The sequence below is a fragment of the Streptomyces sp. NPDC048182 genome, from assembly GCF_043202555.1.
Taxonomy (GTDB): Bacteria; Actinomycetota; Actinomycetes; order Streptomycetales; family Streptomycetaceae; genus Streptomyces.
The window spans coordinates 117,834-139,300 of sequence record NZ_JBIDAQ010000005.1 but is presented as its reverse complement, the minus strand read 5'-3'; the positions used below and the strand labels follow the sequence as shown (position 1 = coordinate 139,300).

Below are 21,467 nucleotides of genomic sequence, written 5' to 3'. Positions count from 1 at the left end.
AGAGGTGTGTACCCGCCCCGGCGCCTTTAGTGTCAGCGACAACCCGCCTCGCCCAGTCCGGGCGGCACCCCGCGCGCGGGGTGCCGCCCGGGGGCGGGGTCAGACCGGGCGGCGCAGCACCGTCAGGCTGCGGTCCACCAGGGTGAGCCGTTCGCCGGCCTGCACCTTCGCGCCGGTGTCCGGCGGGATCCCCTCCGGCAGGGCGGTGTCGACCACGACCTCCCACTGGCTGCCGAGGTCCGGCGGCACCTCGAAGTCCAGCGGCTCGTGGAAGGCGTTGAACATCAGCAGGAAGGAGTCGTCGCCGATGTGCTCCCCGCGCGGGCCCGGCTCGGAGATCGCGTTGCCGTTCAGGAACACCGTCAGCGCGGACGCCTGCGCCGAGTTCCAGTCCTCCTGGGTCATCTCCGAGCCCTCCGGCGTGAACCAGGCGATGTCCGACAGGTCGTCGTGGGTGCCCTCCACCGGCCGGCCGTGGAAGAAGCGCCGCCGGCGGAAGACCGGGTGGTCCCGGCGCAGCCGCACCAGCGCGCGGGTGAAGTCCCGCAGGGCCGTGCCCCCGCCCTCCGACTCCTCCTCGGGCCACTTCACCCAGGAGATCTCGTTGTCCTGGCAGTAGGCGTTGTTGTTGCCCCCCTGGGTGCGGGCGAACTCGTCGCCGTGGCTGATCATCGGCACGCCCTGGGACAGCAGCAGGGTGGCGATGTAGTTGCGCATCTGCCGCGCCCGCAGGTCGAGCACCGCCGGGTCGTCGGTCTCGCCCTCGGCGCCGCAGTTCCAGGACCGGTTGTGGCTCTCGCCGTCCCGGTTGTCCTCGCCGTTGGCGTCGTTGTGCTTGTCGTTGTAGGCCGTCAGGTCGTGCAGCGTGAAGCCGTCGTGGCAGGTGACGAAGTTGATGGAGGCCAGCGGGCGGCGCCCGTCGTCCTGGTAGAGGTCGGAGGAGCCGGTCAGCCGGGAGGCGAACTCCGCGAGCGCGCTGTGCTCGCCGCGCCACAGGTCGCGCACGGTGTCCCGGTACTTGCCGTTCCACTCGGTCCACAGCGGCGGGAAGTTGCCCACCTGGTAGCCGCCCTCGCCGACGTCCCACGGCTCGGCGATCAGCTTCACCTGGGAGACGATCGGGTCCTGCTGCACCAGGTCGAAGAACGACGACAGCCGGTCCACCTCGTGGAACTGCCGGGCCAGGGTGGCCGCCAGGTCGAAGCGGAAGCCGTCGACGTGCATCTCGGTGACCCAGTACCGCAGCGAGTCCATGATCATCTGGAGCACGTGCGGGGACCGCATGAGCAGCGAGTTGCCGGTGCCCGTGGTGTCCATGTAGTAGTTCGGGTCGTCGGTCAGCCGGTAGTAGGAGGGGTTGTCGATGCCCTTGAAGGAGAGCGTCGGGCCCAGGTGGTTGCCCTCGGCGGTGTGGTTGTAGACCACGTCGAGGATCACCTCGATGCCCGCCTCGTGCAGCGCCTTGACCGCCGACTTGAACTCCAGCACCTGCTGCCCGCGGTCGCCCCAGGAGGCGTAGGCGTTGTGCGGGGCGAAGAAGCCGATGGTGTTGTAGCCCCAGTAGTTGTTGAGGCCCATGTCCACCAGGCGGTGGTCGTTGATGAACTGGTGCACCGGCATCAGTTCGAGGGCCGTCACTCCCAGCTCGGTGAGGTGCTCGATGATCGCCGGGTGGGCGAGGGCGGCGTAGGTGCCGCGCAGCTCCTCGGGCAGGCCGGGATGCTGCATGGTGAGGCCCTTGACGTGCGCCTCGTAGAGGACGGTGTGGTGGTACTCGGTGCGGGGGCGCCGGTCGTCGCCCCAGTCGAAGTAGGGGTTGATCACGACCGAGGACATGGTGTGCGGCGCCGAGTCCAGGTCGTTGCGCCTGCCGGGGTCGTCGAAGTGGTAGCCGTACACCTCCTCGCCCCACTGGACCGAGCCGCTGATCGCGCGCGCGTACGGGTCGAGCAGCAGCTTCGCCGAGTTGCAGCGCAGCCCCCGCTCCGGCGCGTAGGGCCCGTGCATGCGGTAGCCGTACCGCTGCCCGGGCATCACGCCGGGCAGGTACGCGTGCCGGACGAACGCGTCGCTCTCCCGCAGCTCGACGGCGGTCTCGGAGCCGTCGTCGTGCAGCAAGCACAGCTCTACTCGGTCGGCGGCCTCCGTGAAGACCGCGAAGTTGGTGCCGGCGCCGTCGTACGTGGCACCGAGTGGATACGCCTCTCCAGGCCAGACCTGCATGGATATGACTCTTTCAGGTGAGGGGCGCCGGTGTGGCCGCCTTCGCTTCCGAGTCCCCCCGAAAGTGCGGCGTCCACCTAGCAGTCCCGTCCTCCTACCCCGACACACCTCGCGCGATGTCACCGTTGTCGATCGACTCCCGACCGAGACCGTCGAGACCGCGGAACAGGCAGGCGGCGCGCGGGCGTTGGGGAGGGCGGGCCTGCGCATCGGGCTGCACCGCGCGGCCCCGGCGGAGTACCCTTCCTTGATCGTCCGGGCGGAGGCGCCCAGGGAACCGGAAGGCGGTGTGCGGGTGGGCTCGGGTGGCCTTGAGCTGCCCCCTGGTGACGACGGTCACGAGGGGGTCTCCCCGGACGTCCCGCCCGGCGCGGTGTCCCTGGCGCGGCCGATGGACGCGGGCGCCATCGGCCCCGAGCTGGACTGGGACGCCGCCTCCTGGCACGAGGTGCGCACCCGCGCCCAGCGGGCGGGGCGGGCCTACATCTGGCTGAACCTGGTCGAGCAGCGGCTGCGCGCCGTGGTCGCCGCCGTGCTCCGCCCGGTCTACGAGCCCGTGCACGGCGAGGACTGGGTGGTGGCCGCCGCCGGTCCGGCCGGCCAGGAGTGGGTGCAGCGGGCCGTGGCCGTCCGCGAGGTCAGCCGCCGCAAGGGCTACCTCCTCGACCCGGCCGACGACAACGTGCTGAGCTTCCTCACCCTGCCCCAGCTGCGCGAGCTGATGGTCCAGCACTGGCCCTGCTTCGAGCCCTACGTGGACGAGCGCCGGGAGGTGGAACTCGCCTTGGACGAGCTGGAGGTGACCCGCAACGTCGTCTCCCGCAACCGGGCCCTGTCCGGCGCCGTCCTCGACCAGGCGGAGCGGGCCTCGGCGCGGCTCCTGGAGATCCTCGGCGCCGGCGGCGACGTGCCCTCCGCCCGCCGGCTGCCGGTCGACGCGGTGGAGGACCTGGTCGGCGACCGGTACGCCGACGTGGTCGCCGTGCACCAGGACCGGGTGCGGCTGCTGCGCCAGTTCCCCGCCGAGGACCTCTTCGGCGGCGCCCGGCGGGTCGACGCCCTCGGCATCGGTCTCAACCTGCTGGTGCAGAACTTCTCCGGCCGCCGCCTGCTGCGGATGGCCGAGGCCGGCGGCCGGCTGCGGCTGCTCTTCCTCAACCCGGCCTCCAGCGCCGTCAAGCGCCGCGAGCGCGAACTCGGCATCAAGCGCGGCGAGCTGAGCCGCGCGGTGGAGATGAACATCCTGCACATGCGCCGGGTGCGGGCCCGGCTGCGCGACCCGGGGGCCTTCGAGATCCAGGTCTTCGACGAGACGCCCCGCTTCACGGCCTACCTGGTGGACGGCGACGGCGCCGACGGCGTCGGGATCGTCCAGTCCTACCTGCGGCGCAGCCGGGGCATGGAGGCGCCGGTGCTGGTGCTACGGAGCGGGCGGGGCGGGGGGCGGGTGGTGAAAACGGATCAGCGGGGCATGTCGGACGAAGCGGGGCTCTTCCCCACCTACCGGGAGGAGTTCGAGCAACTGTGGGCGGACTCCCGGCCGGTGTCCTGACGGGCCGCAGCGACCGCGTGCGGCCCCGTTGTCAGTGGCCCGTGCGAGGGTGGAAGCCGTCGGGGGAGAGCACCACCGCACCGCCTGGGAGGGAACCGCCATGGACTGGCACCGGCAGCCGCTGATCGGCTTCGACCTGGAGACGACCGGCACCGACGTCGAGACCGACCGTGTCGTCACCGCCGCCGTCGTGCGCGTGGAGCCGGACGGGGCGGTCTCGGCCGAGCAGACCTGGCTGCTCGACCCCGGTGTGGTGATACCCGCACAGGCGTCGGCGATCCACGGCATATCGACGGACCACGTCCGCGCGTGCGGAGTTCCGGCCGCGGCGGCCATCGAGGAGATCGCCGAGGCCGTCGCCGGGGTCCTGCGCTCGGGGGCGCCGCTGGTGGTGATGAACGCCCGCTACGACCTGTCGCTCCTTGACCGCGAGTGCCGGCGGTACGGACTCGAGTCGCTCGGCGAGCGGCTGGGCGTCGCCCCCGCGCCGGTCGTCGACCCCTTGGTGATCGACAAGCACGTCGACAAGTACCGCAAGGGCACCCGCGCCCTGCACGCCCTGTGCGCGCACTACGGCGTGCCGCTCGACGCGGCCCACGACGCGCGGGCCGACGCGGTGGCCGCCGCCGGCGTGGTGCGGCGCATGGCGGAGCGGCACCGGCTCGTCGGGGCGATGTCCGCGGCCGACCTGCACGACCTCCAGGTGCGGGCCGCGGCGGAGCAGTCGGCGTCCCTGCAGGCGTACCTCCGGCGGACGTCGAGCCCGACGGCCGTCGTCGAGTCGGCCTGGCCGGTCGTGCCGCGCGGCCGGTGAGGCCGGTCTCCGACCTCGGTGGGAGACCGGGACTCGACCGTGGTCGGATGACCGGGAGAGCACCGGGCCGGAGGCTTCGGGCATGACATCGACACCAGTGCCGGGCGGGGGCCCGGAGGCGATCAGGGTCGAGGGACTGACCAAGCGGTACGGCCGCAGAACGCCGGTGGACGACCTGTCGTTCACGGTCGGGACCGGACGGGTGACGGGGTTCTTCGGCCCCAACGGGGCGGCGGCGCGCACCTGAGGCCGCTGGCCGCACTGGCGGGGCTGCCCCGCCGCCGGGTCGGCGAAGTCCTGGAGCTGGTCGGCCTGGAGGGGTCGGCGCGGATCAGGGTGGGGAAGTACTCGCTGGGCATGCGGCAGCGGCTCGGGCTCTGGCTGCGCTCCCTGCTGCTCCGGCGGACGGTCAGAAGGGGTACCAGCGCACCGCCGGGTCCCCGTCCCGCAGGGACGCCACCCGGCGCTCGAACTCGGCCAGCGCCTTGGGGTTGCCCGGCGTCCGCTGGGCCACCCAGGCGCAGCTCGCCGTCTCGCGGGCGCCCCGCAGCACCGCGTAGCCGTCCCAGGTGCGCACGTCCCAGCCGTAGGCCGCGGTGAAGGCGTCGTGAGCCTCGGCGGGCAGGCCGTAGCGGTCCCGGCTGAGGGCCATCACCACCAGGTCGTGCTCGCGCAGGTCGAAGGAGAAGGTCTCCAGGTCGACGAGGACGGGGCCGTCCGGGCCGACGTGCACGTTGCGGGGGAGCGCGTCGCCGTGGATCGGGCCCGGCGGCAGGTGCGGGGTCAGCGCGGCGGCGGCCGGCGCGAAGCCGTCGCGGCGCTCGCGCAGGAAGGCCGCGTCCGCCGGGTCGATCGCGTCGCCGGCCAGCCGCAGCCAGCGCTCCACGCCGCCCAGCAGGTCGCGCGGCGGCAGCGCGAAGGAGGGGGCGGGCAGGGCGTGGACGAGGCGCAGCAGCCCGGCCACGTCCCGGGGTTCGGCGGGCCGCGCCGCGTCGGGCAGCCGGTGCCACACCGTGACCGGGTGGCCCTCGACGTCCAGCGCCGGCTCCCCGGCCGCCCGCACCGCGGGCACCCCGGCCTCCGCCAGCCACCGCGCGACGGCCAGCTCCCGGCGCGCCCGCTCCAGCAGGGAGGCGTCGCGACCGACCTTGACCACCAGGTCGCCCGCCGCGAACACCGCGTTCTCCCCGAGGGCCAGCAGCCGCGCCCCGCCCGGCAGCACGCCCGCCGCGTCCAGCACCTGCCGCGCCCGCGCCTCGTCCATCCTCGCCGCCTCCGTGTCCCGCTCTTACCGTCTCTTGCCGTCCGGTCCCGCGTCGGCCAGTGTCCCATCCAGGCCGATCTTGCCGGGTAACGCGCTCGCCGCCCGCGGCGCCGGCTTCTGGCCTGCGTCGCATGATGACCGCGGAAGACGTGCTGTCCGTCCTCGCCCTGCTGCGACGGGCCGGGGCGGACGTCTGGATCGGCGGGGGCTGGGGGATCGACGCCCTGGTCGGGGAGGAGACCCGGGACCACCGCGACCTGGACCTGATGCACCGGCAGGACCAAGAAGCCGCCGTGGTGGCGGCGCTCTCCGGGGCCGGATTCGTCGAGAGCCTCGACCAGCGGCCCGTCCGGTTCGTCGTCACGCACGCGGACGGCCGGGAGATCGACCTGCATCCTCTCGTCGTCGCGAACGACGGCTCGGCCGTACAGGCGTCCTTCGAGCCGGAGCGCCCCTTCCGCTACCCCGCCTCGTGCTTCGTGTCGGGCGGGATCGGCGCGACAGCCGTCCCCTGCCTCTCCGCCGAGCAGCAGGCGCACTTCCACCAGGGGTACGAGCCCGCGGACCGCGACCGGCAGGACATGGCCCGACTCCGCCGGGTCTTCGGGATCGCCACCCACTTCTGACACATTCGTCCTGGTGGGAGGGTGTGCGCGAGCCCTTGACGGGACGCGGCGGCTTGACGACCATGACCAGGCCCGTCCGACCGGCAGAGGGAGCCGACCACGTGACATCGCTGACCGCGGCGAGGAGGACGAGGGGAGGGACGTCGACCGCGCCCGGCACCTGGTTCCTGGTGCTGCCCGCCCTGATCCCCATCCTCGTGCTCAGCGTCGGCCCGCTGCTCTACGGCGTCCTGCTGGCCTTCACCGACGCCCAGTCGGGCCGCACGACGGCCACGCAGTGGATCGGCGCTCTCAACTTCCGGGACCTGCTGCACGACACCCTGTTCTGGGAGTCCTTCCGCATCGGCCTGGTGTGGGCGGTCGGCGTCACCGTGCCGCAGTTCCTGCTCGCCCTCGGCCTGGCCCTCCTGCTCGACCAGCGGCTGCGCATGCGCTGGCTGGCCCGCGCGCTCGCCATCGTCCCGTGGGCGATGCCCGAGGTCGTCGTCGGCGTCATGTGGCGGCTGGTCTACAACCCGGACGCCGGCATCCTCAACGAGACGCTGCGCGACCTCGGCCTCGGTGACGGCCGGGACTGGCTCAGCGGCCTGGGCACCGCGCTGCCCGCCGTCATCGTCGTCGGCGTCTGGGCGGGCCTGCCGCAGACCACGGTCGCGCTGCTCGCCGGGCTCCAGAACACCCCGCGCGAGCTGCACGAGGCGGCGGCGGTCGACGGCGCCGGCGCCTGGCGCCGCTTCCGCACGGTGACCTGGCCGGCCCTGAAGCCCATCGCGCTGGCCATCACCGCGCTCAACCTGATCTGGAACCTCAACTCCTTCGCCCTGGTCTACGTCCTGACCAACGGCGGCCCCGGCGGCCGGACCCGGCTGCCGATGCTCTTCGCCTACGAAGAGGCTTTCCGCTACGGCCAGTTCGGCTACGCGGCGGCGATGGGCTGCGTCCTGGTCGCCGTGGTCTCCGTCCTGCTGGCCGTCTTCCTGGCCGGCCGGCTCCGGGGAGGTGACGAGGCGTGAAGACCTCCGCCGCCGCCCGCGCCGGCCAGTACGCCGCGCTCCTCGCCTACCTCGTCTTCCTGGCCTTCCCCCTGCTCTGGCTGCTCTCCACGGCCGTCAAACCACCCCGCGAGCTGGGCAGTCTGCACCCCACCTGGATCCCCAGGCACCCCACACTCGACAACTTCCGCCAGGCCCTGGACGAGCAGCCCCTGCTGCACGCCGGGCTGAACTCCCTGCTCGCCGCGCTCGGCGCCGCCGTGATCGCCGTGGCCATCGCCACCCCGATGGCCTACGTCATGGCCCGCCGCCGGGGCCGGCTCGCCACCGCGGCCACCGGCTGGGTCGTGGTCAGCCAGGCGTTCCCCTTCGTCCTGCTGATCATCCCGCTGTTCCTGGTCCTGAAGAACCTGCGGCTGATCGACTCCCTGGCCGGCCTGGTCCTCGTCTACGTCGTGTGGTCGCTGCCGTTCGCGCTGTGGATGCTCTCGGGCTACGTCCGCGCCGTGCCGGCCGAGCTGGAGGAGGCCGCCGCCGTGGACGGCGCCGGGCGGCTGCGCACCCTGGTGTCGGTGACCGCGCCGCTGCTCGCGCCGGGCATCGTGGCGACCGCGCTGTTCGCCTTCATCACGGCGTGGAACGAGTTCTTCTTCGCCCTCGTCCTGCTGAAGACCCCCGAGAAGCAGACCCTGCCGGTGGTGCTCACCCACTTCATCGGCGCCGAGGGCGTCGCCGACCTCGGGCCGCTCGCCGCGGCGGCCTTCCTCGCGACGCTGCCCTCGCTGGTGGTCTTCGCGCTCATCCAGAAGAAGATCACGGGCGGCATGCTCGCCGGGGCGGTGAAGAGCTGATGCGCGTACGTCCGTTCACGGGCCTGCTCCTCGCCCTCGCCCTGCTGCTCGCCGGCTGCGCGGGCGGCGGCAGTGGGGGCGACGACGGCCGGATCACCCTGCGCTTCCAGTCCCTCGCCTGGCAGGACGACTCGGTCAAGGCCACCAAGGAGCTGGTGGAGGAGTGGAACGCCGCGCACCCGGAGGTCAGGGTCGAATACGTGCAGGGCAGTTGGGACAGCGTCCACGACCAGCTCCTCACCTCCTTCGAGGGCGGTGAGGCGCCCGACATCGTCCACGACGCCTCCGACGACCTCGCCGACTTCGCCTACGGCGGCTACCTCGCCGACCTGACAGGGCTGCTGCCCGAACGGCTGAAGTCATCGATCCCCGAGCGCAGTTGGCGCACGGCCACCTTCGGGGACGGGGTGTACGGCGTGCCGTTCCTCCAGGAGCCCCGGGTGCTGATCGCCGACAGCGCGCTGCTGAAGCGGTCGGGGGTGCGGATCCCGACGCCCGAACACCCCTGGAGCTGGCCGGAGTTCCGGCAGGTGACGAAGCGGCTGAGCGGCGCGGGCCGGTACGGGGTGGCCTGGCCGCTGAAGGAGCCGGTGTCCGCCACGCTCAACCTCTCCCTGTCGGCGGGCGGTGAACTGTTCCACCGGGACGCGGACGGCAGGGCCGAGGTCCGCTTCGACGCGGCCGACCAGGTGGTGCCCCGCACCATCCGGGACCAGGTCCGCACCGACGGCAGCGCCTCCGCGTCCACGCTGGGCAGCGGCGGCTCCGACACGCTGCCCGGCTTCTTCGCGGGCAAGTACGCCATGGTGCCGCTCGGCTTCTCCTACCGCCAGCAGATCGAGCAGCAGGCGCCGAAGGGCTTCGACTGGCAGGTCCTCCCCGCCCCGGCGGGCGCCGACGGGCTCGCCCAGGGCGTCAGCCCGCAGACCCTCTCCATCGCCGAGGACAGCCCGCACAAGAAGGAGGCCGCCGCCTTCCTCGACTTCCTCCTCCAGCCGGACAACATGGTGCGCCTCGCCCTCGGCGACTGGATGCTGCCCACCGGCACGGAGGCCCTGAAGGACCCCGCCCTGCACACCCGGGAGAACGGCTGGGCCACCGGCACCGCCCTCGCCGCCCACCTGCGCCCGGCGCCCGCGCAGAGCGTGCGGGGCTATCCCGAGTGGAAGGACAAGGTCGCCACACCGGCGCTCCAGGAGTACTACAGCGGGGCGATCGGCCTGTCCGAGCTGACCCGACGACTGGAACGGGACGGGAACCTGGTACTGGCGCGCTACCAGCGCTGAGCCGGCGGGCGAACTCGGTTGTACGAGACGTCTCGTCTCGCGTAGGGTCGTCGCATGACCACGACCCCCGCGCACATCGCCATGTTCTCCATCGCCCAGCACGGCCACGTGAACCCCAGCCTGGAGGTGATCCGCGAACTGGTCGCCCGGGGCCACCGCGTGACCTACGCGATCCCGCCGGCCCTCGCCGACAAGGTCGCCGCGACGGGAGCCGAGCCGCGGCTCTGGAACAGCACGCTGCCCGCCCCGGGCGCCGACCCGTCGGCGTGGGGGACCACCCTGCTGGACAACGTCGAGCCGTTCCTCGCCGACGCGATCCAGGCCCTCCCGCAGCTGACCGGCCTCTACGAGGGCGACACCCCGGACCTCGTGCTGCACGACATCGCCTCCTACCCGGCCCGCGTCCTCGCCCACCGATGGGGCGTCCCCGCCGTCTCGCTCTCCCCGGCGATGGTCGCGTGGGAGGGGTACGAGAAGGAGGTCGCCGAGCCGATGTGGGCGGAGCCGCTGAAGACCGAGCGCGGCCAGGCGTACTACGCCCGCTTCTCCGCCTGGCTGGCGGAGAACGGCATCACCGAGCACCCCGATCCCTTCGCGGGCCGCCCCGCCCGCTCCCTGGTGCTCATCCCCAAGGTGCTCCAGCCGAACGCCGACCGGGTGGACGAGGAGGTGTACACCTTCGTCGGCGCCTGCCAGGGGGACCGCACGGCGGAGGGCGACTGGCAGCGGCCGGCGGGGGCGGAGAAGGTCGCGCTCGTCTCCCTCGGCTCCGCCTTCACCAACCAGCCCGGGTTCTACCGGGAGTGCGTGCGGGCCTTCGGCGGGCTGTCCGGGTGGCACCTGGTGCTCCAGGTCGGGCGACATGTCGAGGCCGCTGACCTCGGGGAGGTGCCGGGGAACGTCGAAGTGCGTTCCTGGGTCCCGCAGTTGGCGGTCCTGAGGCAGGCCGACCTGTTCGTCACCCATGCGGGGGCCGGGGGGAGTCAGGAGGGGCTGGCGACGGGGACGCCGATGATCGCGGTGCCGCAGGCGGCGGATCAGTTCGGCAACGCGGAGATGCTGAAGGCGCTGGGCGTCGCGCGGGTGCTGCGTACTGAGGAGGCCACGGCCGAGGCGCTGCGTGAGGCGGTGCTGGCCCTTGTCGGGGACCCCGAAGTGGCCCGGCGCCTTCGGGACATCCAGGCCGGCATGGCCAAGGAGGGCGGCACCCAGCGAGCGGCAGACCTCATCGAGGCCGAGTTGCCGTAGCGGGGGGGGCATGGCGCAACCCGGCGCAGCGGCGGCGGCAAGGCGGCCGACGGTGACTGCAACGCCCCAGGGGCGCGGGGAACTGCGCGACCAGCCACAGCGGACCCGCACCCGGAAGACGGCCCTGGCGGGGCAGAAGGGCCCGTCGGTTCCCCAAGACCGGCGGGCCCTTCCCTGTGCGGCCGCTCGGGAGCGGCCGGTCCGTCAGACCACCACCGGCTCACCCCGTTCGTCGCGGCTGGTGGGGGCCACGTCCGCCGGAGACTCGTCGTGGGTGAGGTCAGGGAGGCGGTGCAGCCACTTCGGGAGGTACCAGTTCCGCTCCCCGAGCAGCGCCATCACCGCCGGCAGCAGCACCCCCCGGATGACCGTCGCGTCGATCAGCACCGCCGCCGCCAGGCCCACGCCCATCTGCTTCATGGACTGCATGGACAGCGTGCCGAAGATGGCGAACACGGCGACCATGATGACCGCGGCGCTGGTGACCGTGCCGGCCGTGGTGACCACGCCGTGCCGGATGGCGTCCCGCGTGGTCCGGCCGCGCAGCCGCGCCTCGCGGATCCGGGAGACCACGAACACGTGGTAGTCCATCGACAGGCCGAACAGGATCACGAAGAGGAACAGCGGCAGCCAGGTGATGATCGCGCCCACCCCGTGCGCCCCCACCAGGGACGCGCCCCAGCCGTGCTGGAAGACCGCGACGAGGATGCCGTAGGCCGCGCCCACCGAGAGCAGGTTCAGCACGATCGACGTCAGTGCGACGGTCAGGGAGCGGAAGGACAGCAGCATCAGCAGGAAGGCGAAGACCACCACGAAGACGAAGACCGGCAGCACCGAGCCGACCAGTTGGTCGTTGAAGTCCTTCGAGCCGGCGACCTCACCGGTGATCGGGGCCTGGACGCCGTCGACCTTGCCGAGCGTGGCCGGCCGCACGTCGTCGCGCAGCTTCTCCAGGCTCGCCCCCGCCTTCTCCAGGTCGGAGCCGCCGACCAGCGGGACGTAGACGAAGGCCACGTCCTGCGCCTCGTGCACCTTGATCTCCACCGGACCCCGCGAGGCCCCGGAGGAGACCGCGCGGTCCTTGAAGTCGGCCAGCGCCGCCCGTACCCGGGGTGCGTCGATGTCGTCGGCCTTGACGACGACCTCGGCCGGCTGCGAGCCGCCCGGGAAGGCGTCGTTGACCCGGTTGTAGGTCTGCACGATGGGCAGCGAGTCGCCGAACTCCTGGTCGAGGGTGAGGTTCTGCGTCTTCATGCCGAGCGCCGGCGCGGCCACGGCCAGCAGCACACCGGCCGCCACCACCACGGAGAGCACGGGCTTGGCGAGCACCCCGCCGAGGACCGCCGACCAGAACCGGCTGCCGCCGGTGCCGCCCGGACGGCGGCGGCGCAGGAAGGGCAGGCGCCCCTTGTCGACCCGGCCGCCGAGCAGCGACAGCAGGGCGGGCAGCACCGTCACGGAGCCGACCATGGCCACTGCGACCACCATCAGGGAGGCCAGGCCCATCGCCTCGAACTCGGCGATGCCGGTGAAGAGCATGCCCGCCATCGCCACGCACACCGTGACGCCGGAGACGACGACCGCGCGGCCACTGGTGGCGGCGGCGATCTCCAGGGCGGTCCGGGCGTCCCGCCCGGCGGCCCGCTCCTCGCGCTCGCGGCGCAGGTAGAACAGGCAGTAGTCGACGCCGACGGCCATCCCGACGAGCAGCATCACCGAGTTGGCGGTCTCGCTCATCGGCTGGACGTGGCTGACCAGGCCCATCAGACCCATCGTCGCCATGATCGCGGTGATGGCGAGCGCCACCGGCAGCAGGGCCGCCACGAGCGCGCCGAAGGCGATGAGCAGGATGCCGAGGGCCACCGGCACCGCGGACAGCTCGGCCTTCTGGAAGTCGTCGCCGAAGGCGTCGTCGAAGGTCTTCATCATGCTGGCGCCGCCGATCTCCTCGATCCGCAGCGACGCGTGGTCCTCCTGGACGCCCTCGACGGCCTTCAGCACCGGCTCGACCCGGTCGCCCGCGGTGTCCGCGTCGCCTCGCATGTCGAACTGCACCAGCGCGCTGCGGCCGTCCCGGGAGACGGTCTTCGTGTCGTAGGGGGAGGTGACGCCGGTGACCTTCCCGGTCTTCTGCACCGCCGAGACCACCGCGGCGACGGCGGACCTGAACTCGGCGTCCGTCGCCTTGAGTTCGCCGCCCTTCGCCTGGACCAGGACGGTCTCGCCGGCCGGTTCGTCGATCCCGGCGTCCTCGATGATCCGCGCGGCGGTGTGGGTCTCGCCGCTGAGCTGGTCGCTCTCCTTGACGTCGACCCGGCCCGCCGCGGTGCCGAGCCCCATCGCCAGGACGACGAACAGCACCCAGATGCCGACGGCGGCCCATCGGTGCCGGGCGCTCCAGCCGCCGGCCCGGGCGGCTATGCCCCGCACCCGCACCCGTGAATCTCTGCTCCCCATGACGGGCCTGCCCCCTCGTGTGCGGCGCCGGCCCCCTGCCGCCGCCTTCCGTGTCCGAAGGTAGGTCCCGGGAGGGGGGTGTCTCGTCGTGCTGTCCGGTGAACCGGCGGCCGGGCGGCTCATCCCCGCGGAGGCGCGCACCCGCACCCTGAGGAGGACACGGCCCCTTACATCTATCCCGACATCCATCCTGCGGAAGTGGTTGATCCCGCTCCGGATATCGGCCAGAGTGTCGCCCACGCGGCCGTCGTGCCCGCCCCCACGGGGCACGACGGCCGCCCTATGGTGTGCGGATGACGACTCGATACGCGGCGCTGCTGCGCGGGATCAACGTGGGCGGGGCCCGGAAGCTGCCCATGGCCGAACTGCGGGGCCTGCTCGCGGAGCTGGGCCACCAGGACACGGCCACCTACCTCCAGAGCGGGCAGGCCGTGTTCACCGCCGGGCACGGTGACGAGGACGCGCTGGCCGAGGAGTTGGCCGACGCGATCCGGGAGCGCTTCGGCTTCACCGTGGACGTGCTCGTGCGGGGCCACGCCTACCTCCGCGCCGTCGTCGAGGCGTGCCCGTTCGAGGCCGCCCGCCTTGAGGCCAAGCAGCTGCACGTCACCTACTTCTCCGCCCCCGTCGACGCCGAGCGCTACGCCCCGGTGGACCAGCCCGCCTTCCTGCCCGAGGAGTTCCGGCTGGGCGACCGCGCGCTCTACCTCTACGCCCCCGACGGCCTGGGCCGCTCCAAGCTCGCCGAGGCCCTGGGCAAGCCCCGGCTGACCAAGGGGCTCATCGCCACCACCCGCAACTGGAACACCGTCGTGAAGCTCGCCGAGCTGACCGACCCGCTGACCGCGCCCTGAATGGACCAGCCGGAAGGGGGCGGATTGGGCCGGGACGCCGGTCCGCCCGCCCGCTAGCCTCCCGATCATGACCACCGCACCCGGCCCCGCCACCCGCGTCGACTGCTGGTTCGACCCCGCCTGCCCCTTCGCCTGGATCACCTCCCGCTGGCTCCTGGAGGTCGAGCGGGAACGCCCGGTCGACCTGCGCTTCCGGGTGATGATCCTGTACCTGCACAACACCGGCAACGAACTGCCCGACTGGTACCGGGACCTCGTCGACCGCTCGATCGGCCCGGTGCGGGTCGCGGTCGCCGCGGCGGAGCGGCACGGGGAGGAGGTGCTGCGCGACCTGTACACCGCCTTCGGCACCCGCATCCACGAGAAGAAGGCCGAGGACTTCGACGCGGTGGCCGCCGAGTCCCTCGCCGAGCTCGGCCTCGCCACGGACCTCGCCGCCGCCGCGCACGACCCGGCCTGGGACGAGGCCGTGCGCCGCAGTCACGAGGCGGGCGCGGAGGCCGGCTCGGGCGGCTACGTGGGGACGCCCACCGTCCATGTGGACGGCACGGTGTGGTTCGGCCCGGTGCTGCGGGCGATCCCGCGCGGGGAACGGGCCGCCGCGCTCTTCGACAGCTTCCGCGTCCTGGCCGGCGACCCGGACGTCTTCGAGCTCAAGCGCACCCGCACCGGCGGCCTGTGCTTCGACTGAGGAGCCCGGACCTCAAGCCCCGAGCGCGCCCAGCGGCATCAGCTCCGGCACCCGCGCCGCGTCGTAGCGCTCGAGGAGCAGCCGGGCCACCTCGGGCGCCGGGCCCAGCACGTCCGCGAGGACGTCCGCGTCGGCCGCGCCCCGCGCGATGCGGTCCGGCAGGCGGCCGGGCGCCAGCACGTACGGGGCGACGGCCACCCGCCGGCAGCCAAGGGCACGCAGCTCGCGCACCGCGTCCTCGGTGCGCGGCGTGGAGGCGGAGGCGAACGCGGGCCGCACGGCGCACCAGCCGGTGTGCCGCCACTCCCGCGCGATTGCTGCGATCACCGCGCTCGCCTCCGGGTCGGAGGACCCCGCCGAGGCCAGGACGACCCCGGTCGAGGACTTGTCGGCGGGGGACAGCCCCGCCTCGTACAGCCGCCGCTCCAGCGCCGTCAGCAGCAGCGGGGACGGGCCGAGGACCTCCGCCTGCCGGATCCGCAGCCGCGCCGGCGCGTCCGCGAGGACCGCCGGGATGTCCGCCTTGGCGTGGAAGGCGCGGGTCAGCAGCAGCGGCAGCGCGACGACGTCCCGGACGCCCTCGGTCGCCAGCGACTCCAGGACGCCCGGCACCGACGGCACGTTGAAGTCCAGGAAGCCGGTCTCCACCCGCACCTCGGGCCGCAGCGCCCTGACCCGGCGGACCAGGGCGTGCACGGTCGCGGCGTGCCGCGGGTCGCGGCTGCCGTGGGCGATGACCAGGAGAACGGGTCGGTGCATGACGGGCCTCACTTCACCAGCAGACCACGACTGCGCAGCACCCACCGCTCCAGCGGGCTGAAGATCAGCAGGTCGATGGCGATGCCGACGATCAGAATGAGCAGGATGGCCTCGAAGACCATGGCCATGTCGCTGGCGTCGCGGCCGTACTCCAGGAGCTGCCCGAGGCCCACGCCCAGGTCGGGGAAGGAGGCGATGATCTCCGCGGCCATCAGCGAGCGCCAGGCGAACGCCCAGCCCTGCTTCATCCCCGCCACGTACCCCGGCAGCGCGGCCGGCAGCACGACGTGCCAGGTGCCCTTCAGGCCCGTCGCGCCCAGCGTGCGCCCGGCGCGCAGGAACAGCGGCGGCACCTGGTCGACGCCGCTGACCAGGCCGTTGGCGATGGAGGGGACCGCGCCGAGCAGGATGACGGCGTACATCATCGAGTTGTTCAGGCCCAGCCAGATCACGGCCGGCGGCACCCAGGCCACCGACGGCAGCGACTGCAGGCCGGACAGGATCGGGCCGATCGCGGCGCGCACGAACTTCACCCGGGCCACGATCAGCCCCAGCGGGGTTCCGATCAGCAGCGCGAAGAAGAAGCCGAGCAGGCCGCGCGAGACGCTGGTCCAGATGTAGTCGAGGAGCTTGCCCTCCAGCCAGGACTTGTGCACCACGTCCCAGACGGCGCCGGGGGAGGGCAGCTTGGTCGGGTCGTCCACGATCTCGAACGAGATCAGCCCCTGCCACACCACGAGCACCAGCGCGACGGCCAGCAGCGGCGGCAGGATCTTCTCGGTCAGGGTCTGCCGGAAGGGCCGGCGGCCCCCCTGCACCGTCTCCAGCGCGTCCAGGCCCGCCTCCAGGCCGGCCAGGTCGCCGCCCCGCTTCGCCGGGACGGCGTCGGCGGGTGTGTCAGTGCTGGCCATGGCGGCGGATCTCCCCACGCAGTTCCTCGGTGATCTCGACGGACAGCTCCGCGACGGCGGTGTCCTCGATGCGGCGCGGCTGCTCGATCCCCACGGACCACTCGCGCGCGACGCGCCCGGGCCGAGAGGACAGCAGCACCACGCGTTCGGCGAGGCGGACGGCCTCGCGCACGTTGTGCGTGACGAAGAGCACCGACACCTCGGTCTCCCGCCAGATCCGGGTCAGCTCGTCGTGCAGCACGTCCCGGGTGATCGCGTCCAGCGCGGCGAACGGCTCGTCCATCAGCAGCAGCCGGCTCTCCTGGGCCAGCGCGCGGGCGAGTGCCACCCGCTGGCGCATGCCGCCGGACAGCTCGTGCACCCGCTTGCCGTACGCGCCCTTCAGCCGGACCAGTCCGAGCAGCTCCTCGGTCCGCCCGCGCCGCTCCGCCTTCGGCACGCCCCGCAGTTTCAGGGCGAGTTCGATGTTCTTGCCCGCGGTCAGCCACGGGAACAGGGCGTGCTCCTGGAACATCAGGGCGGGCCGCCCGTCCGTGGCGATGGTGCCGGCGCTGGGCCGGTCCAGGCCCGCCACCAGGTTCAGCAGCGTGGACTTGCCGCAGCCCGAGGCGCCGAGGAGGGTGACGAACTCGCCCGGCGCGACATCGAGGGTGATGTCGTCGAGGACGAGCTGCTCCCCGGCGGGGCCCGGGAACGACTTCGAGACGTGCTCGATCCGGGCGGCGTGGGTGGCCGCGCCGGTGGCGTCGGCGGCCTTGGCGAGGGTCGTGGCCATGATCGTCACCTCCTGTGAACGGTCGGGGTCGAAGTGGTCGGGGCCGGGCTCACCGGACGGGGCCCAGTCCGGCGTCGTCGGCCGCGGGGTCGCCCTTGGCCTTGAGGATCCTGTTGAGCAGGGTCAGGTCGTAGATGCCGCTGAGGTCGGGCTTCTCCAGCAGGCCCGCCCGCACGGCGTGGCCGGCCTGGGTGCCGAGGGTGGCGGCCAGCGGGTCGTCGGTGAGGCGGATCGACTTCCAGGCCGCGTCCAGGACGCTCTCGGGCAGCGCCTTGCCGGTGTCGGCGGCCAGTTGGCGGTTGGCCGCGGCCTTCGCCTCGGCCGGGTGGGCCCGCGCCCAGGCGTTGGTGTCGACCGAGGCCCGCAGCACGGCCGCCACGGCCTTGGGGTGCTGCTTCAGGAACTTCTGCGACACGACGACGTTGGTGATCACGAACTTCTTGTCCGGCCACAGGTCCGCCTCGTCGAGCAGCACCTTGCCGCCCTCGGCGACCAGCTTGGACGCGGTCGGCTCGGGCACCCAGGCGCCGTCCACCGACCCCGACCGGTACGCGTCCGGGGTGACCTTGTTGTCGCTGCGGACCACCGTCACATCGCCCTCGCCGCTCTGCGGGTCGACCTTCCAGCCCTGCCGCGCCGCCCAGTTGAGGAAGGCCACGTCCTGGGTGTTGCCGAGCTGCGGGGTGGCGATGCGTTTGCCGCGCACGTCCTTCAGCGACTTGACCTTCTGGGGGTTCACCACCAGCTTCACCCCGCCGGACGCCGAGCCGCCGACGATGCGGAGGTTCCTGCCGCCCGACTTGGCGTAGCCGTTGACCGCCGGGGAGGGGCCGATCCAGCCGATGTCCACCGAGCCGGAGTTGAGCGCCTCGACCTCGGAGGGGCCGGCGCTGAACACCGCGTACTTCGCCTCGGTGCCGCCCAGCTCCTTCTGGAAGAAGCCCCGCTGCCGGCCGGCCAGCGCGGTGGCGTGGGTCAGGTTGCCGAAGTAGCCGATCCGCACCGAGTCCAGGCCGTCGGTCTTCGCCGCCCCGGCGACCGGCGCGGTGCCGTCGTCCGGCGCCTGCGACCCGTAGCCGCACGCGGCGAGCGCGAGCAGCGGCAGGGCGGCGAGCACCGCGAGGGCGCGGCGCGGGGCGGCGATGGTGGGTGGCACGGGAGGGGTTCCTCTCGGTGGCCCGGTCGCCCGCCCCTCGCGTCGGTCAGGGGAGGTGGGGCGTGGCCGGGGGATCGGCGGGGCTTCGGCGGCGGGCGGGCATCAGCATGGATGTCACCGCGCGCATCGGCATACGCGTCGACACGCACATCGCGTCATGCTCAGAAGTCCCATCCGTCGTCCTCCACCTCGTCCTTGACCGGCTCCGGCGCGGCGAACGACTCGCCGACCATGCCGGCGGTGAGCGTGGTGCCGTCGCTCGGGTCGATCAGGATGAAGGAGCCGGTGCGCCGCGAGTCGGCGTAGGAGTCGGCCGGCAGCGGCTCGGCGGTGCGGATCTTGACCCGGCCGATGTCGTTGGCGACGAGCTGCCCGGGGTGCGGGTGCAGGGACAGGTCGGCCAGGGTGAGCCGGGCCGGGATGTCCTTGACGATCGCCTTGACCGTGCGCGTGCCGTGCTTGATCAGCACCCGGTGCCCGACGGTCAGCGGCTGGTCCGCCACGTGGCAGACGGTGGCCTCGACGTCCTGCGAGGTCGCCGGGGCGTCCTGGCTGGGCACGATGAGGTCGCCGCGCGAGACGTCGATGTCGTCGGCGAGCAGCAGCGTCACCGACTGCGGCGTGAAGGCCACCTCGGCCGGCTCGCCGAGCACGTCGATACCGCTGACGGTGGTGGTGCGGCCGGAGGGCAGCACGGTGACCTCGTCGCCGATCCGGAAGCTGCCGGCGGCGATCTGGCCGGCGTAGCCCCGGTAGTCGGGCAGGTCGGCGGTCTGCGGGCGGATCACGTACTGCACGGGCAGCCGGGCGTGGCAGTGCGCCAGGTCGTGGCTGACCGGCACGGTCTCCAGGTGCTCCAGGACGGTCGGGCCGCCGTACCAGTCCATCGTCGCCGAGGGCTCCACCACGTTGTCGCCGGCCAGCGCCGAGATCGGGATCGCGGTGACCTCGGGGACGCCCAGCTCGGTGGCGTACGCGGTGAACTCCTCGGCTATCGCCGCGAACACCGACTCCTGGTAGCCGACCAGGTCCATCTTGTTGACGGCGAGGACGACGTGCGGCACCCGCAGCAGGGCCGCGATGGCCGCGTGCCGGCGGGTCTGCTCGACCACGCCGTTGCGCGCGTCGACCAGGACGACCGTCAGCTCGGCGGTGGAGGCGCCGGTGACCATGTTCCGGGTGTACTGCACATGGCCCGGGGTGTCGGCGAGGATGAAGCGGCGGCGCGGGGTGGCGAAGTAGCGGTAGGCCACGTCGATGGTAATGCCCTGCTCGCGCTCGGCGCGCAGGCCGTCGGTGAGCAGCGCGAGGTCCGGGGCGTCCTGCCCACGGCTCGCCGAGGCCCGCTCCACCGCCTCCAACTGGTCCACCAGGACCGACTTGGAGTCGTGCAGCAGGCGGCCCACCAGGGTGGACTTGCCGTCGTCCACGGAACCCGCGGTGGCGAACCGCAGCAGCGTGGTCTCCGAGAGCCCCTCGGTCGTGACCGGGGTCGGGATGGTGCTCATGCCTAGAAGTACCCCTCGCGCTTGCGGTCTTCCATCGCGGCCTCGGAGAGCTTGTCGTCGGCGCGGGTGGCGCCGCGCTCGGTGAGCCGGGAGGCGGCGATCTCCGTGATGACCTTCTCGATGGTGTCGGCGTCGGAGTCGACCGCGCCGGTGCAGGACATGTCGCCGACGGTGCGGTAGCGCACCAGGCGGGTCTCGGTGCGCTCGCCGTCCTTCGGGCCGCCCCACTCGCCGGCGGTCAGCCACATGCCGCTGCGCGCGAACACCTCGCGCTCGTGGGCGTAGTAGATCTGCGGCAGCTCGATGGACTCGCGGGCGATGTACTGCCAGACGTCCAGCTCGGTCCAGTTGGAGAGCGGGAAGACGCGGACGTGCTCGCCGGGGGCGTGCCGGCCGTTGTAGAGGTTCCAGAGTTCGGGGCGCTGGCGGCGCGGGTCCCACTGGGAGAACTCGTCGCGCAGCGAGAACACCCGCTCCTTGGCGCGGGCCTTCTCCTCGTCGCGCCGGCCGCCGCCGAACACCGCGTCGAACCGCTCGGCCTGGATCTTCTCGGTCAGCGGCAGCGTCTGCAGCGGGTTGCGGACGCCGTCGGCGCGCTCCTTGAGCACGCCCCGGTCGAGGTAGTCCTGCACGGAGGCGACGTGCAGGCGCAGCCCGTGCCGTTCGGCCGTGCGGTCCCGGTACTGGAGGACCTCGGGGAAGTTGTGCCCGGTGTCCACGTGCAGCAGGGAGAAGGGCACGGCGGCCGGGGCGAACGCCTTCAGCGCCAGGTGCAGCATGACGATGGAATCCTTGCCGCCGGAGAAGAGGATCACCGGCCGCTCGAACTCGCCCGCCACCTCGCGGAAGATGTGCACCGCCTCCGACTCCAGGGCGTCGAGGTGGGAGAGGGCGTACGGGCTGCCCGTGCCCTCGCGCGCCGCTGTAGCGGTCGTGGTCATGCCAGTCCCCTTTCGCTGAGCAGGGCGTGGACCGCCGCGGCGGACTCCTGGACGGTCTGGTGCTGGGACTCCACGCGCAGGTCCGGCGCGGCCGGCTCCTCGTAGGGGTCGTCGACCCCGGTGAGGCCGGTCAGTTCGCCGGCGGCCTGCTTGGCGTACAGGCCCTTCACGTCGCGCACCGAGCACACCTCGACCGGCGCGGCCACGTGCACCTCGACGTACGGCGTGCCGTGCGCCTCGTGGCGCTTGCGGACGGCGTCGCGGCTGTCGGCGTACGGCGCGATCACCGGGACCAGCGCCAGCACGCCGTTGCGGGCGAGCAGTTCGGCGACGAAGCCGATGCGCTGCACGTTGGTGTGCCGGTCCTCGCGGGTGAAGCCGAGGCCGGCGGAGAGGAACTCGCGGATCTCGTCGCCGTCGAGCACCTCGACGGCGCGGCCCTCCTCGCGCAGCACCGCCGCCAGTTCGTGCGCGATGGTGGTCTTGCCGGCGCTCGGCAGACCGGTGAGCCAGACGGTGGCTCCGGTGGTCACGGGGTTCTCCTGAAGGTGATGGTTCG

At 72.9% G+C, this 21,467-nt stretch carries 19 protein-coding genes and 1 pseudogene; 10 read left to right on the top strand and 10 right to left on the bottom strand.

Annotated elements, in window-relative coordinates; translation table 11 throughout:
• Positions 1–99: 99 nt before the first annotated feature.
• A complete protein-coding gene (gene glgX / locus ACGFZL_RS12025) occupies positions 100–2,223 on the bottom strand; it encodes a glycogen debranching protein GlgX (protein ID WP_393690762.1) in 2,124 nt (707 codons plus the stop codon).
• A gap of 295 nt (positions 2,224–2,518) precedes the next feature.
• Between glgX and ACGFZL_RS12020 the strand changes: the two genes are divergently transcribed.
• The 3 genes and pseudogenes from ACGFZL_RS12020 to ACGFZL_RS12010 all read left to right on the top strand — a co-directional run.
• Entirely contained in the window at positions 2,519–3,775 is a 1,257-nt protein-coding gene (locus ACGFZL_RS12020) for an SAV2148 family HEPN domain-containing protein (RefSeq protein WP_393691225.1), read from the top strand.
• A 100-nt stretch (positions 3,776–3,875) separates the two neighbouring features.
• Positions 3,876–4,589 carry an exonuclease domain-containing protein gene (locus ACGFZL_RS12015; RefSeq protein WP_393690760.1) on the top strand — a complete coding sequence of 238 codons (714 nt, stop codon included), beginning with the start codon at positions 3,876–3,878 and terminating at the stop codon, positions 4,587–4,589.
• 82 nt (positions 4,590–4,671) lie between these two features.
• Positions 4,672–4,967: pseudogene (locus ACGFZL_RS12010) on the top strand (ABC transporter ATP-binding protein); the annotation flags it as partial.
• Between the two features lie 31 nt (positions 4,968–4,998).
• Here ACGFZL_RS12010 and ACGFZL_RS12005 read toward each other — a convergent pair.
• Positions 4,999–5,853 (bottom strand): phosphotransferase enzyme family protein, encoded by an 855-nt coding sequence (locus tag ACGFZL_RS12005; protein WP_393690758.1) that lies wholly within the window; start codon positions 5,851–5,853, stop codon positions 4,999–5,001.
• 131 nt (positions 5,854–5,984) lie between these two features.
• Between ACGFZL_RS12005 and ACGFZL_RS12000 the strand changes: the two genes are divergently transcribed.
• The 5 genes from ACGFZL_RS12000 (at position 5,985) to mgt (ending at position 10,856) form a co-directional block, all read left to right on the top strand.
• The gene (locus ACGFZL_RS12000) at positions 5,985–6,479 is read left to right on the top strand and encodes a nucleotidyltransferase domain-containing protein (protein WP_393690756.1); all 495 of its coding nucleotides are present in this window, start codon (positions 5,985–5,987) and stop codon (positions 6,477–6,479) included.
• A 62-nt stretch (positions 6,480–6,541) separates the two neighbouring features.
• Positions 6,542–7,492, top strand: a complete 951-nt coding sequence (locus ACGFZL_RS11995; protein WP_393690754.1) for a carbohydrate ABC transporter permease — start codon at positions 6,542–6,544, stop codon at positions 7,490–7,492.
• Positions 7,489–8,322 carry a carbohydrate ABC transporter permease gene (locus ACGFZL_RS11990; RefSeq protein ID WP_355170857.1) on the top strand — a complete coding sequence of 278 codons (834 nt, stop codon included), beginning with the start codon at positions 7,489–7,491 and terminating at the stop codon, positions 8,320–8,322. The genes ACGFZL_RS11995 and ACGFZL_RS11990 overlap by 4 nt, the downstream gene beginning before the upstream one ends.
• Complete coding sequence (locus ACGFZL_RS11985) at positions 8,322–9,608, top strand: ABC transporter substrate-binding protein (RefSeq protein WP_393690751.1); 1,287 nt, start codon at positions 8,322–8,324, stop codon at positions 9,606–9,608. Before ACGFZL_RS11990 ends, ACGFZL_RS11985 begins: the two co-directional genes overlap by 1 nt.
• Before the next feature lie 54 nt (positions 9,609–9,662).
• Positions 9,663–10,856, top strand: coding sequence for a macrolide-inactivating glycosyltransferase (gene mgt / locus ACGFZL_RS11980; RefSeq protein ID WP_393690749.1), 1,194 nt, complete (start codon positions 9,663–9,665; stop codon positions 10,854–10,856).
• Between the two features lie 204 nt (positions 10,857–11,060).
• Here the strand turns inward: mgt and ACGFZL_RS11975 are convergent, their stop codons facing one another.
• Complete coding sequence (locus ACGFZL_RS11975; RefSeq protein ID WP_355170863.1) at positions 11,061–13,313, bottom strand: MMPL family transporter; 2,253 nt, start codon at positions 13,311–13,313, stop codon at positions 11,061–11,063.
• Between the two features lie 293 nt (positions 13,314–13,606).
• On the opposite strand from ACGFZL_RS11975, the gene ACGFZL_RS11970 reads away from it, so the two are divergent.
• Together ACGFZL_RS11970 and ACGFZL_RS11965 are read left to right on the top strand one after the other, a co-directional pair.
• Positions 13,607–14,167 carry a DUF1697 domain-containing protein gene (locus tag ACGFZL_RS11970; RefSeq protein ID WP_393690746.1) on the top strand — a complete coding sequence of 187 codons (561 nt, stop codon included), beginning with the start codon at positions 13,607–13,609 and terminating at the stop codon, positions 14,165–14,167.
• A 67-nt stretch (positions 14,168–14,234) separates the two neighbouring features.
• Positions 14,235–14,858, top strand: a complete 624-nt coding sequence (locus ACGFZL_RS11965) for a DsbA family protein (RefSeq protein ID WP_393690744.1) — start codon at positions 14,235–14,237, stop codon at positions 14,856–14,858.
• 12 nt (positions 14,859–14,870) lie between these two features.
• Here ACGFZL_RS11965 and ACGFZL_RS11960 read toward each other — a convergent pair whose 3' ends face one another.
• From ACGFZL_RS11960 to cysC, 7 genes are all read right to left on the bottom strand, one after another.
• A complete protein-coding gene (locus tag ACGFZL_RS11960) occupies positions 14,871–15,617 on the bottom strand; it encodes a sirohydrochlorin chelatase (protein WP_393690742.1) in 747 nt (248 codons plus the stop codon).
• A gap of 8 nt (positions 15,618–15,625) precedes the next feature.
• Positions 15,626–16,528 carry an ABC transporter permease gene (locus ACGFZL_RS11955; protein ID WP_355170871.1) on the bottom strand — a complete coding sequence of 301 codons (903 nt, stop codon included), beginning with the start codon at positions 16,526–16,528 and terminating at the stop codon, positions 15,626–15,628.
• Positions 16,515–17,303 (bottom strand): ABC transporter ATP-binding protein, encoded by a 789-nt coding sequence (locus ACGFZL_RS11950; RefSeq protein WP_393690739.1) that lies wholly within the window; start codon positions 17,301–17,303, stop codon positions 16,515–16,517. The genes ACGFZL_RS11955 and ACGFZL_RS11950 overlap by 14 nt, the downstream gene beginning before the upstream one ends.
• 49 nt (positions 17,304–17,352) lie before the next feature.
• On the bottom strand, positions 17,353–18,459 hold the full coding sequence (locus ACGFZL_RS11945) for an aliphatic sulfonate ABC transporter substrate-binding protein (protein ID WP_393690737.1): 1,107 nt from the start codon (positions 18,457–18,459) through the stop codon (positions 17,353–17,355).
• A gap of 161 nt (positions 18,460–18,620) precedes the next feature.
• The gene (locus ACGFZL_RS11940) at positions 18,621–19,967 is read right to left on the bottom strand and encodes a GTP-binding protein (protein ID WP_355170877.1); all 1,347 of its coding nucleotides are present in this window, start codon (positions 19,965–19,967) and stop codon (positions 18,621–18,623) included.
• A gap of 2 nt (positions 19,968–19,969) precedes the next feature.
• Entirely contained in the window at positions 19,970–20,908 is a 939-nt protein-coding gene (gene cysD / locus ACGFZL_RS11935; protein ID WP_393690734.1) for a sulfate adenylyltransferase subunit CysD, read from the bottom strand.
• Positions 20,905–21,441 carry an adenylyl-sulfate kinase gene (gene cysC, locus ACGFZL_RS11930; protein WP_393690732.1) on the bottom strand — a complete coding sequence of 179 codons (537 nt, stop codon included), beginning with the start codon at positions 21,439–21,441 and terminating at the stop codon, positions 20,905–20,907. Before cysC ends, cysD begins: the two co-directional genes overlap by 4 nt.
• Positions 21,442–21,467: the final 26 nt, after the last annotated feature.

Excerpts from the sequence above, each read along its gene's own strand:
- glgX (WP_393690762.1), bottom strand. The coding sequence starts at position 2,223 with ATGCAGGTCTGGCCTGGAGAGGCGTATCCACTCGGTGCCACGTACGAC.
- ACGFZL_RS11960 (WP_393690742.1), bottom strand. The coding sequence starts at position 15,617 with ATGCACCGACCCGTTCTCCTGGTCATCGCCCACGGCAGCCGCGACCCG.
- ACGFZL_RS12000 (WP_393690756.1), top strand. The coding sequence starts at position 5,985 with ATGATGACCGCGGAAGACGTGCTGTCCGTCCTCGCCCTGCTGCGACGG.
- cysD (WP_393690734.1), bottom strand. The coding sequence starts at position 20,908 with ATGACCACGACCGCTACAGCGGCGCGCGAGGGCACGGGCAGCCCGTAC.
- ACGFZL_RS11940 (WP_355170877.1), bottom strand. The coding sequence starts at position 19,967 with ATGAGCACCATCCCGACCCCGGTCACGACCGAGGGGCTCTCGGAGACC.
- ACGFZL_RS11985 (WP_393690751.1), top strand. The coding sequence starts at position 8,322 with ATGCGCGTACGTCCGTTCACGGGCCTGCTCCTCGCCCTCGCCCTGCTG.
- ACGFZL_RS11950 (WP_393690739.1), bottom strand. The coding sequence starts at position 17,303 with ATGGCCACGACCCTCGCCAAGGCCGCCGACGCCACCGGCGCGGCCACC.
- ACGFZL_RS11955 (WP_355170871.1), bottom strand. The coding sequence starts at position 16,528 with ATGGCCAGCACTGACACACCCGCCGACGCCGTCCCGGCGAAGCGGGGC.
- ACGFZL_RS11975 (WP_355170863.1), bottom strand. The coding sequence starts at position 13,313 with ATGGGGAGCAGAGATTCACGGGTGCGGGTGCGGGGCATAGCCGCCCGG.
- mgt (WP_393690749.1), top strand. The coding sequence starts at position 9,663 with ATGACCACGACCCCCGCGCACATCGCCATGTTCTCCATCGCCCAGCAC.
- ACGFZL_RS11995 (WP_393690754.1), top strand. The coding sequence starts at position 6,542 with ATGACCAGGCCCGTCCGACCGGCAGAGGGAGCCGACCACGTGACATCG.
- ACGFZL_RS11965 (WP_393690744.1), top strand. The coding sequence starts at position 14,235 with ATGACCACCGCACCCGGCCCCGCCACCCGCGTCGACTGCTGGTTCGAC.
- ACGFZL_RS12015 (WP_393690760.1), top strand. The coding sequence starts at position 3,876 with ATGGACTGGCACCGGCAGCCGCTGATCGGCTTCGACCTGGAGACGACC.
- ACGFZL_RS12005 (WP_393690758.1), bottom strand. The coding sequence starts at position 5,853 with ATGGACGAGGCGCGGGCGCGGCAGGTGCTGGACGCGGCGGGCGTGCTG.
- ACGFZL_RS11970 (WP_393690746.1), top strand. The coding sequence starts at position 13,607 with ATGACGACTCGATACGCGGCGCTGCTGCGCGGGATCAACGTGGGCGGG.